General features: G+C 73.9%; 10 protein-coding genes and 1 pseudogene. 3 read left to right on the top strand and 8 right to left on the bottom strand.

Features of this window, described 5'->3' with window-relative positions; genetic code table 11:
• Positions 1–599: 599 nt before the first annotated feature.
• Positions 600–2,036: a helix-turn-helix domain-containing protein gene (locus tag AC07GB_RS31440; RefSeq protein WP_478851372.1), complete on the bottom strand. Its 1,437-nt coding sequence runs from the start codon at positions 2,034–2,036 to the stop codon at positions 600–602.
• 396 nt (positions 2,037–2,432) lie between these two features.
• Here AC07GB_RS31440 and AC07GB_RS31445 point away from each other — a divergent pair, with 396 nt between their 5' ends.
• Complete coding sequence (locus AC07GB_RS31445; RefSeq protein ID WP_478851374.1) at positions 2,433–2,993, top strand: peptidoglycan-binding domain-containing protein; 561 nt, start codon at positions 2,433–2,435, stop codon at positions 2,991–2,993.
• 387 nt (positions 2,994–3,380) lie between these two features.
• On the opposite strand, the pseudogene AC07GB_RS31450 reads toward AC07GB_RS31445, so the two are convergent.
• The 3 genes and pseudogenes from AC07GB_RS31450 to AC07GB_RS31460 form a co-directional block, all read right to left on the bottom strand.
• Positions 3,381–3,560: pseudogene (locus AC07GB_RS31450) on the bottom strand (helix-turn-helix domain-containing protein); the annotation flags it as partial.
• A 329-nt stretch (positions 3,561–3,889) separates the two neighbouring features.
• Entirely contained in the window at positions 3,890–4,801 is a 912-nt protein-coding gene (locus AC07GB_RS31455) for a helix-turn-helix domain-containing protein (protein WP_478851376.1), read from the bottom strand.
• Positions 4,798–5,592, bottom strand: coding sequence for a peptidoglycan-binding protein (locus AC07GB_RS31460; protein WP_478851378.1), 795 nt, complete (start codon positions 5,590–5,592; stop codon positions 4,798–4,800). Before AC07GB_RS31460 ends, AC07GB_RS31455 begins: the two co-directional genes overlap by 4 nt.
• A 296-nt stretch (positions 5,593–5,888) precedes the next feature.
• Here AC07GB_RS31460 and AC07GB_RS31465 point away from each other — a divergent pair, with 296 nt between their 5' ends.
• A complete protein-coding gene (locus tag AC07GB_RS31465; RefSeq protein WP_478851380.1) occupies positions 5,889–6,299 on the top strand; it encodes a hypothetical protein in 411 nt (136 codons plus the stop codon).
• A gap of 77 nt (positions 6,300–6,376) precedes the next feature.
• On the opposite strand, the gene AC07GB_RS31470 is transcribed toward AC07GB_RS31465, so the two are convergent.
• From AC07GB_RS31470 to AC07GB_RS31485, 4 genes are all read right to left on the bottom strand, one after another.
• Complete coding sequence (locus AC07GB_RS31470; RefSeq protein ID WP_478851382.1) at positions 6,377–7,069, bottom strand: response regulator; 693 nt, start codon at positions 7,067–7,069, stop codon at positions 6,377–6,379.
• Positions 7,066–8,226, bottom strand: a complete 1,161-nt coding sequence (locus tag AC07GB_RS31475) for a sensor histidine kinase (protein WP_478851383.1) — start codon at positions 8,224–8,226, stop codon at positions 7,066–7,068. Before AC07GB_RS31475 ends, AC07GB_RS31470 begins: the two co-directional genes overlap by 4 nt.
• A 408-nt stretch (positions 8,227–8,634) precedes the next feature.
• Complete coding sequence (locus tag AC07GB_RS31480) at positions 8,635–9,144, bottom strand: DUF3017 domain-containing protein (protein ID WP_478851385.1); 510 nt, start codon at positions 9,142–9,144, stop codon at positions 8,635–8,637.
• Between the two features lie 16 nt (positions 9,145–9,160).
• Positions 9,161–10,018 carry a bifunctional methylenetetrahydrofolate dehydrogenase/methenyltetrahydrofolate cyclohydrolase gene (locus AC07GB_RS31485; RefSeq protein ID WP_478851387.1) on the bottom strand — a complete coding sequence of 286 codons (858 nt, stop codon included), beginning with the start codon at positions 10,016–10,018 and terminating at the stop codon, positions 9,161–9,163.
• A 248-nt stretch (positions 10,019–10,266) separates the two neighbouring features.
• Here AC07GB_RS31485 and AC07GB_RS31490 point away from each other — a divergent pair, with 248 nt between their 5' ends.
• On the top strand, positions 10,267–10,890 hold the full coding sequence (locus AC07GB_RS31490) for an RDD family protein (protein WP_478851389.1): 624 nt from the start codon (positions 10,267–10,269) through the stop codon (positions 10,888–10,890).
• Positions 10,891–11,046: the final 156 nt, after the last annotated feature.

The raw sequence follows: 11,046 nt of genomic DNA on the forward strand, positions 1-11,046 counted from the left end.
CCAAACAGAACTGCGAGCACGAGCCCGGCCAAGCCCCACCCCACTGTGCGCAATCACCCCGCAGAGCAGGACGGATGAGCACCCCCCCCCGGCATCGCCAAACAGAACTGCGAGCACGAGTACGGCCAAGCCCCACCCCGCTGTGGGCAATCGTCCCGCAGGGCGGGACGGGTGGGCACAGCACCCAGGCACCGAGCAACCGCTTCGCGGGGCCGGCGGGAACCGAGCCGTGGGGGCGCGCTGCGCGCAGGCGCAGAGCAACCGCTCCGCAATGGCCATGGCAGCTGGGCCGGAGGGGCATAGGGCCGAGACCCTGCAGGGTGGGGGCGGGTGGGTGGGACCAACCCCCGGCGGGGCGCAGCCCGGCCCCAGCCCCCGCCAGGGCCAAGCCCCGCGCACACGCCACTCCAGCCAGGCCCGGGGCCACAGGGCCGAGCCCTGACAGGTGGGGGCGGGTGGGTGGGAGCAAACCCGGCGGGGCGCAGCCCGGCCTCAGGTCGAGGGGGGCGCCCGCCAGGGCCGGGCCGGGCGCGAGGGGGCTTGCGCGGGGCCCGGGCAGGGGTGCGGCCCAGGCCGGGGACCCGTTCAGCCGACGGCAGCTACTTCGTGCAGGCCCGCTGCCCCGCGACAAGCGTCCCGCAAGCCTTGGCCTCAGCCCCCGACTTCACCGCCACCATGGGCGTGTACGCGTCCATGTCCGCAGCCCCGGCCACCGCCCCGCTCTGCCGCCCCTTCGCACCCCGGTCAGCCCCCCTGATCTGCACCTTGTCCCCGGGCTTCGCCTGGGTTATCCGCGCCCACGCGGCCCCGCAGGTCTTGCTGTAGCGCACCTCGACGAGGGTCTTCGTGCCGACGGTCACCCGCGCGGTGGTCGTGGCGAACTCGCCGCCGCAGCCCATGTTCTCCGGGTCCTTGCCCGCGCACGCGGCACCGCTGCACTCGACCCCGGCGGGCAGATCGGCCGTGGACGTCGTGGGGGTCGCGGACGGCTTGGCCTTGTCGTCGTTGTCGTCGGTCTTGTCGCCCTTGCCGACGCCGGTGAGGAACGCCGCCGCCCCTATGACGACGAGCGCGCCCACGACACCCGCGAGGAACATCGTCAGCTTCCGCTTGCGCCGCTGCCCGTCGGGCGACTTCCCGTCGGGGCCGACGGGGGCCGCGGTCACGCCCCGCGCCCCGCTGCCGTACGCCGTCGCCGCCGAGGCGTGCGCCGAGGCCGCCGCCGTGGGCGGTGTCGCCGACGCCTCGTACGCGGACGGGGCGGAGGACGGCGAGGAGGCGGACGCGGACGCGGAGGGAGCGGAAGCGGGGAACGACGAAGGAGCGGACGCAGCCGCCCCGGAGCCCGCGGCCCGCCCCGGGCCCGAGGCCACCCCGGCCCCGGCGGACTGCCCCGGCCCCGACGCCACGCCAGGCCCCGCGGCCCCGCCGAGCCCCACCGACCGTCCCAGCCCCACCGCCGCCCCGGGCCCCTCGGACCGCTCAGGCCCACCGTCAGGACCCGCGGGCGAAGCCCCGGCCTTGGCTCCCCCGGGCGCACCGGGCGCCGCCGTCCGGGCGCCGTACCGCGTGCTCTCCTGGCGTGGGGGCACCGTCGGGGACACCCCTGCCGGGCCCGCCACGCCGGTGACCGCGCCGACGCCGCCGCGGGCCTTGCCGGTGCCGCCGCCCTTGCCCTTGGGCGGTTCCGGCGTGGCCAGCTCGCCGAGGGCGGCACGGGCCTGGGAGATGCGGATGGCCTGCATCGTCATGTCGTGCCGCATCTCGGAGCGGCTCCAGGCGCGCTCCGCCAGCTCCCACATGGTGACGAGGTGCACGGCGGGCGTGCCGGTGACTTCGGCGAGCGCGACGACGGCGCCCTTGGGGGCGAGCAGCCGTCCGTTCAGATAGCGCTCCCAGGACGTCTTGCTGTAGCCCGTGCGGTCCGCCACGGCGGCGATGCTGAGCCCGCTGTTGTCGACGAGTCTGCGCAGCTGGCTCGCGAACTCCCTGACCTGTGGGTCGAGGTCGTCCGGCAGCGCTTTCCAACGAGGCATCGCTCCCCCAATCCCCCCGTGCGTGCAAGTACCCCACGCATCGTGCTTCCTGGCCCAGTGCCCCGTACAAGCCCCGAACGCTCCGGATCTGGACTACCCAGAGAGATGCGCCAAGCCAGGATGACAGTTCCCGGATTGGGGGCGCACGGGAGCATTTGGGCCAGATGCTCCCCGTCGCACGCTCCGCGGTCGACGCACAGTGTCCCACCGACGTCCCGTCGCACGATGCGGAACCCCAGGTCCCGCGCCGGGACGTCCCAGAACCGTCCCGGATGCGCCCCTTGACCCTTTTGCGGGGCGGTTCCGTGGCGAAGTATCGAACGCGGCACTTCCGTGCCGTAACCGGCCGAAAAACGCCGAACCTGAGCGAATCAGAGCGAACCACGGGGGATTTCCATGCACCACACCACGACCACCGGTGGCCGACGGCGGCGACGGCTGCTCGCCGCCGCCCTCGCCACGGCCGCGGGCACCGGCGTCGCGCTCGCGGCGACCGCCCCGCTCGCCACCGCCGCCGCGCCGCGCGTCATCGACGGCAGCGGCTACGCGTACAACGACTGGGGCGACGAGGGCACCCTGTCCATCGACAGCCACAGCACGGTGAGCGACGCGACCGCGCTGTGGCAGACGGTCCTGTACGCGGACGGCGCCAAGTGGCGCGACGCCGACGGCGAGCTGCACACCTTCAGGAAGGCGGACATCACGGGGCGCTTCGAGGAGCGCACGGAGTCCGCGACGTACTGGTGGCAGCGGCATGAGGACATGGAGGACGTCGACGGCGTCGTCGGCAAGGAGACGTTCGGCGCCGCCGACAACTCCCTGTCCGGGCCGGAGCCGAACGGCAAGGTCCTGTACCTCGGCTACCGGCACGACGTCGCCTTCAAGCGCATCCACGGCGAGTACTACGTGAAGGTCTCGGGCGAGTGGCGGAAGGCCGCGTACAAGTCGTTCGACTGACCTCGGCTCCGGCCGCCCGGACCCGGGGCTCCACGCCGGGTCCGGGCGGCCTTCGCCGCCCGCGGCCGTCAGCCGCGACACGATCCACAGCAGGCTCACGAGCAGGAGGACGACGACGGTGAGGGCGGAGCACGCCACCAGGCGCCAGGACGGCGCCGGCCGCCCCACCGAAACCGGCGCCCGCGTCGGGACCTGCGCCCGCGTCGGGACCTGCGCCCGCGTCGGGGCCTGCGCCGGTGCCGTCACCCCTGTCGTCCGCCCCCCGCCCGGCACCGGCGCCCCTCCCCCGCGCGGCCACGCCCGTACCGCCAGGTCCCGGGCCGCGAGCAGCCGGGCGGGATCCGCTCCCGCGACCCTGGCCAGGGCGAGCACGGCCTGCCGGGGCGGGGGCTGCCGGGCGTTGAGGTAACGCTGCCAGGAGGACTTGCTGTATGAGGTCCGCCCGCCGAGCCCGACGAGGCTCAGCCCGGTGCGGTCCTTGAGCCGCCGCAGCAGCTCCACGAAGTCCTTGACCTCCGGCGGCAGTTCGTCCGGCAGCGGCTGCCAGGCGTTCGCGCGCGCACCCATCGTCCACCTCTCCTCGCGCGCCCTGGTTTCCCTGTATCCGGTTTGTCACGTGACGGGGGAACAGCCCTGTTTGGTTCCCGCCCCGCGGACCTTTCCCGCCGGGTCGTCGCGCAGCCGTTGCGGGCCTCGCACACCGTTGCGGAATGGTCACTTCCGTGCCACAGGGAACCGGCCGCCCTTGAGCGGGGATGGCGCGTCCATGACGCTTAGAGCACACGGCGAGCGCGCATCGCGCTCCCGGATATGCGGCGGCGCCCGTCCTCCCACGGGGGAGAGGACGGGCGCCGTCTTTGTCGTCGGGCAGGCTCTGAACTGGGCCTTCGTGGGACTCAGCCGGAGAAGCAGCTCCTCGTCCCGGCGTCCGCCAGCGTCACGCACACCCGTGCGGCGGCCGGGTCGTTCCCCTTGAGCGCGGTCATGGGCGTGGCCAGATACCGGCGCGTGTCCTCGGCGTCGTCCGCCCGCACCTCCTTGGCCCGCGTGCCCGGCAGCGAGACCACCACGCGATCGCCCGGCAGCAGGCCGGTCGCCCGCGCCCACACCGCGTCGCACGCCTTGCCGACGCGCAGCTCGACCCGGCGCCCCGGGGAGAACGAGCGCGTGCTGAGCGACACCACCTGCCCCGGCCCGCCACAGCCCATGCGCTGCGGCTGCTCGCCCTCGCACGCCGCGCCTTCGCAGCGCGGCTCGTACGGCCCCGGCGCGGGCTGGGTCGCCACGTGCTCCCGCCCGCCGCCGGCACTCGTGACGGTGAGCCCGGCCGTCACCCCGCCCGCGACCACCGCGACGGCGGCGACCCCGAGCGCGAACGCGGGCCACCGGAGCCCGGTCCGCGGGACCCCGCCCGACACGGGCCCGGCAGGCCCGACGAGCGTGCCGAGGTCGTCCGCCGCCCGGTCGTCGGCGGGCCGGGCACCGGGCCCCCGCGCGCTCGCGCCGTCCACCCGCGCCGACCGCCCGCTCCACGCCGCGTCCGCGAGGTCCCACAGCGCGAGCAGCCGGCCCGGCGGCTCGCCGGTGAGCGCGCACAGCGCGCCGACGGCCCTGCGCGGCACGGGCTTCTTGCCGTTGAGGTAACGCTCCCAGGACGACTTGCTGTACGTGGTCCTGCGGGCGAGGGCCTCCAGACTCAGGCCCGTGCGCTCCCGCAGCTCCCGCAGGGCCTCGACCAGCGGCAGACACTCCGGTGGCGGCGCCGGTGGCGGCCGTCTCCGGCCCTCCCGTTCCCCGCGATCCCTCATGTGCGCAGCGCTCCCCAGGTGTCCGGGCCGACGATCCCGTCGGGCACCAGGTGCCGCGCGCGCTGGAAGCGCTTGACGACCGCCTTCGTACCGTCGCCGTACGCTCCGTCGATCCTTCCGACGCTGAAGCCGTGCGCCTTGAGGAGGCACTGCGCCTCGACGACCTCCCAGCCGTAGCTCCCGCGGTCGAGGATCGCGGTGGCCGTCGTCGCGTATCCGGCGTACCGCATGCCGTCGGTGCGGCCCTTCTCGCACGTATACGTCCGTCCCTGCGCGTAGGAGAACGCGCCGCGCCCTTCGTCGTCCCCGTCCCCCGAGAACGCGTGTCCTGCGAGCAGTCCGCCCGTGAACGCCGCGGCCACCGCGAGGGCCAGGGCGACGAGCGCGGAACGCAGCCGCACGGTGCGGGCCGCGGGCGGCGCGGCCGCGGCCGGGCCGGGCGGCGCACTCGCACGTGTCACCGGCCCGGCGGCGGCCTCGGACACGACGGCCTCACCCTCGGCCTCGGTGTCGCGCGGCTCCTCGCCCCCGTCCGCCGCGCGGGCCACCTCGTGCAGCACGAGCAGCCGGGTCGGATCCGCGCCGCACACCTGCGCCAGCTCCTCGACCGCCGCGCGCGGCACGGGCTTCTTGCCGTTCAGGTACCGCTCCCACGAGGAGCCGCTGTACGAGGTCTTGGCGCCGAGCGACGCCAGACTGAGTCCACTGTGGTCCTTCATCCGCCGTAACTGGACGAGGAGCTGACGCTCCTGCTCCCCCAGTCGCGCGGGCAGCTCTTTCCAACGCGGCATGTTTCTCCCCGGTCGCGTCGCAAGGTCCCCCGGGCGTATCGCCCCTTAGGTTCCAAAAGATGGCGGATGCACCAATTCCGGTTCCCCGGGCGCCGTCTCACACGTTCGAACAAGCCACTTGCACCGCGTCCCACGTCCCACGCCCGCGCCCACGGCTCCGGCGGCGCCGCAGGTCAGCGGGTGAGACGTCCCAAGGACACCCACGGGGACCAGCCGCTCTCGCTGTTGACCGATTCCGCTCGGCAGAGTCGAGAACACCGCATCTCGCGGCACCACTTCCACGGGGGAGCACACCCATGTCCAGCACCACACGCATGCCTTCCGACACCCAGGACACCGGCTGGGGCCCCAGGGCCGGGGCGCACGCCCGGGGCCGCATCCGGGCCGCCGCCGCGGGCGTCGCCGCGACCGCGCTCCTCGGCGGCGGCCTCGCCCTCGTCCCGGCTGTGTCCACCGCGTCTGCCGCGCCCGACCGGGACCGGGCCGCCACCATGTCCGAGGCCGCGCCGCAGGGCACGGCGCCCGCCTGCGTCCAGCGGACCGTCAGCGGGCGCTCCGCCACCGCCACCAACAACTGCGGCCGCGTCATCAGCGTGAAGATCGTCGTCAAGCACGGCCCCGACTCGCGCTGCCACTCGCTCAAGCACCGCGCCTGGGTGCGCCACAGCTGGCCCTTCGGCTCCTACGACAAGACCGTGACCTGCTGAACGGCCGGCCCGCGACCGGCGGTCCGCCCTCCACGGGGGAGGGGGCGGGCCGCCTCGCGCGCGGGCGGGCGCCCCGGTCAGATGTCCGGGTCCCCCGGCTTCACCAGGCCCGACTCGTACGCCAACACCACGGCCTGCGCCCGGCTGTCGATGTCCAGCTTGTTCATCGTGCGGTTCAGATGCGTCTTGACGGTCGCCTCGCTGATGTAGAGGCGGTCGGCTATCTCCGCGTTCGACAGGCCGCGGGCGATCAGCTTGAGGACCTCCAGCTCGCGGCCCGTCAGCGACTCGAGGCCCGGCGGCGTCCCGGCGCCCACCAGCGGGGACACGCCGGACCGCAGCGCGAACGCCTCCACAAGGCGGCGCGTGACGCTCGGCGCGAACAGCGCGTCGCCGCTGCCCACCGCCGCCACCGCGGCGAGCAGCCGCTCCGGGCCCGAGTCCTTGAGCAGGAACCCGGCCGCGCCCGCGCGCAGCGCCCCGTACACGTACTCGTCGAGGTCGAAGGTCGTCAGGACCAGGATGCGCGGCGGCGGTTCGGGGGCCGCGGCCAGGATGCGCTCGGTGGCCGTGATGCCGTTCATGCCGGGCATGCGGATGTCCATGAGGATCACGTCGGGCCGGGTCTCCGCGGCCATCTCGACGGCCTCCGCGCCGTCGCCCGCCTCCCCGACGACCTCGATGCCGGACGCGGCCCGCAGCACACCGACGAGCCCGGCGCGGATGAGGAATTGGTCGTCCACGACAAGCACGCTGATGTGTGGGGTCATTCGGCGGTGTCGTCTCCCGGCGGCGCGGCCCGCGCGGACGTGGGCAGAGTAAGCCTGACGGCGAACCCCCCTACGCTGCGCGGCCCTATGCTGATCGTTCCGCCGTAGAGCTTGGCCCGCTCGCGCATGCCAATCAAGCCGTGTCCCCGTCCTCGCCCCAGTCTGTCCGTAATCACCCCCTCCCCGTCGTCGGTGACCGCCACCTCGATGTGGTCGCGGTGGTAGTGCAGTTCCACGACGGCGCTCGCGTGCCGCGCGTGCTTCAGGACGTTGGTGAGCGCCTCCTGCACCACCCGGTACGCGCACAGCTCCACGCCGGGCGCGATGGGCCGGGGCTCCCCGAGGACCCGGAACTCGACGGGCACACCGCCCGCCCTGACCCGCTCCGTCATCTCCCCGATGCGGGCGAGCCCCGGCATCGGGGCGTCCGGCGCGCCCTCGCCGTCCTCCTGCGCCCGCAGCACCCGCAGCATGCGCCGCATCTCCTCAAGGGCTTCCGCGCTGGTGCCGGATATGGTGCCGAGCGCGGCGCGCGCGGTCTTCGCGTCGGAGTCGAAGACGAACTTCGCGAGGCCCGCCTGCACGGAGATCACCGACATGTGGTGGGCGACCACGTCGTGCAGCTCCCGCGCGATGCGGCCGCGCTCCTCCACCACCGCGTGGCGCGCCTTCTCCTGATGCTCGGCGCGCGTCCTGCGGGCGAGTTCCTGGGAGCGGCGCGCCAGGTACCCCATGCGCCACACCATGCCGTTGAAGCAGACGCACTGGGCCACGACGGAGGGGATGAAGGAGTCGTCGAGGGTCAGCAGGCTGCCGAAGGCCCACAGGGCGGCGAGCAGGATCGCGAGCAGACCGGAGACCTTCGTCGGGCGCAGCAGCGAGACCGTGTAGAGGCACAGCAGCGGTCCGAAGGAGGTCACGACCGGCCAGTAGCCCGCGACGATGTAGACGACCCAGACGCTGTACGTCACCAGGCAGACGGTGATGGGCGCCTTGGAGCGGGCCAGCGTAGGCAGGATGACGAGCAGCCCGAGCCCGTAGCCCCGCGCGTCGAGCGGGGTGAACCCTATGCCGTTCGCGCTCGGCCCGATCACCACGAGCGCCACGGCCTGCCCGAGGGCGAGCAGCAGATCGGCGGTGAACGGGCGGAGTCGCATCGCCGCAGCGTAACGCGCGTTCAGCGAGGCCACGTCAACCTGTCGTCGTACCGCGGGAGTTGTAGCTGACGGGCAGCTGCGCCCTGCGGCGTACCCGAACGTCAAACTGCGACACGACGACGCGGGGTACCCGCCGCCCGTAGTTTCTTGCCTCAGCACCACCGCCCGAGTCGCCCAGACGACCGGCGCGCACGGGGGAAGGGGGCGTGGGCCTGCTGGCGGGGGGAACCACCAAGCAGGTCCGCGCCCCGAAGCACCACGAGGACCACTGAGGTCGAGGCTTCGTGCGCGGGGCGCGCACGGGGGAACGGGCCCTCGGCCGCGAGCACCACCCTGCCCCACCGCCGGCGGCCCGTACTCTCCTGGCGAGTACGGGCCGCCGGCCCGGCGCGGCCCGCCAGGACCGGGCTAGCTGCTGATCGTGAAGTGCAGCGTGTCGTCCAGGAACGGGATCTCCAGCCACGGCTCCGGCTGCGCCATCATCGAGAGCAGCACGATGGCGAGGCCGAGGACGCCGTACGTCACCATGTCGGTGAACCGCGAGCGCACCGCCAGCATGCCGACGCCCGGCAGCGTCCAGCGCAGCACGGCCCCCGCGAGCAGCCCGAGCCCGACCAGTATCGTCCCCACCCGGAAGACGTCGAAGGCGGTCAGGAGCAGCCCGAAGGCGACCACCGACACGACCACGAGCAGCGGCCACTGCCGCGCGGGCGCGGGCGCGTCGCCCGGCGCGGCACGGCCGCCGCCCTCGGGCCGCGCGGTGTCCCGCGTGAACAGCGGAAAGCGCCGCGAGGTCTTGCGCGGCACCCCGTCGGGCCCGGGCGCGCTCACCGCGCCCTTGGCGGTGGGCTCCTCCGGCGGCTCCTGGTCCGCCCCGGCCTGTGACCGCTCGGTCCCGTCCTTGGCGTCAGCACTCATGGCGGCCACTCCCGGCTCAGGCCGCGGCACCGCGCTCGGCGGCCTCGACCACGTTCACCAGGAGCTGGGCGCGCGTCATCGGGCCCACGCCGCCGGGGTTCGGCGACAGCCAGCCGGCCACATCGGCCACACCGGGGTGCACATCGCCGACGATCTTCCCGCTCTCGTCCCGGGACACGCCGACGTCGAGCACGGCCGCGCCGGGCTTCACGTCCTCCGGCTTGACCAGGTGCGGCACGCCCGCGGCGGCCACGATGATGTCCGCCCGGCGCAGGTGCGAGGCGAGGTCACGGGTGCCGGTGTGGCACTGCGTCACCGTCGCGTTCTCCGACTTGCGGGTCAGGAGCAGCGGCATGGGCCGGCCGATGGTGACGCCGCGGCCGACGACCACGACCTCCGCTCCCTTGATCTCCACGTCGTGCTGACGGAGGAGACGGATGATCCCGTACGGCGTGCAGGGCAGCGGCGCGGGCTCGTTCAGGACCAGGCGGCCCAGGTTCGTGGGGTGCAGGCCGTCCGCGTCCTTGGCCGGGTCCATCAGCTCCAGGACGCGGTTCTCGTCGATGCCCTTGGGCAGCGGCAGCTGCACGATGTAGCCGGTGCAGGCCGGGTCCTCGTTCAGCTCCCGCACGACGGCCTCGATCTCCTCCTGCGAGGCGGTCGCGGGCAGTTCGCGCTGGATGGAGGCGATGCCGACCTGCGCGCAGTCGCGGTGCTTGCCCGCGACGTACTTCTGGCTGCCGGGGTCGTCGCCGACGAGGACGGTGCCGAGTCCGGGCGTGACGCCCTGTTCCTTCAGGGCCGCCACGCGGACGGCCAGTTCGGACTTGATCGCTGCTGCGGTGGCCTTGCCATCGAGAATCTGGGCGGTCATGCTCCCATCCTCCCGGATGAGCACGCCCGCGTACCAATCCGGGGCACCCGCACCGCCCCGGATTCGCCGTGTGATTGCACTCGCACAACATGGGGAAAACGCGGCTGGACAAACAAGCGGGCGCTAAAGAACGATAAGCACCACAGTGCCGCGGCCGGTGTCGGGGGGACCGACGCATCTGTGAACGTTCCTCCGTGCGTGCCGTGACGTCCCCGCACTCCCCGCTCCGACCGGAGGAACACCTCACCATGACCACGCCGCCCAACCCCTACGGCCAGCAGCCGCAGCAGCCCCAGCCCGGATACGGCTACCCGCAGCAGGCCCCCCAGGGCGTCCCGCCGCAGCAGGGCGGCTATCCCGGGCAGCACTACGCCCCGTACCCCCAGCCCCAGCCCGGCCAGGCACCGTACGGCGCGTACCCGCAGCAGGCGGGGTACGGCATGGGCCACGACGGCCGCCCGGAGCTGGCGCACTGGGGCCTTCGCGTGGGCGCGACCCTGCTGGACGGGCTGATCACGATCGTGCCGCTGTACCTGATCGTGGGGCTCACCGTCGGCATCGGCGGGGAGGACATGAGCACGGGCGCCGCCCTCATCTCGACGGTCGCCCTCGTCTACACGCTCTTCATGGGCTTCTACCAGATCCACCTGGAGGGCAAGACCGGCCAGTCGATCGGCAAGCGGGTCGTCGGCATCCGCGTCCTGCGCGAGGCCGACGGCAACTTCCTCGGCTTCGGCATGGCCTTCGTCCGCAAGCTCGCGCACTTCCTCGACAGCATCCCCTGCTACATCGGCTACCTGTGGCCGCTGTGGGACGACAAGAAGCAGTGCTTCGCCGACAAGGTGTGCAGCACGGTCGTCATCAAGGGCTGAGCCGGTACGCGGACGGACCGACGGCGGGGGGGGGGGGGGGGGGGGGGGGGGGGGGGGGGGGGGGGGGGGGGGGGGGGGGGGGGGGGGGGGGGGGGGGGGGGGAAAGGGGGAGGGGGGGGGGGGGAGGGGGGGGGGGGGGGGGGGGGGGGTCCCGGG

This window comes from Streptomyces sp. NPDC045778, from assembly GCF_056431945.1.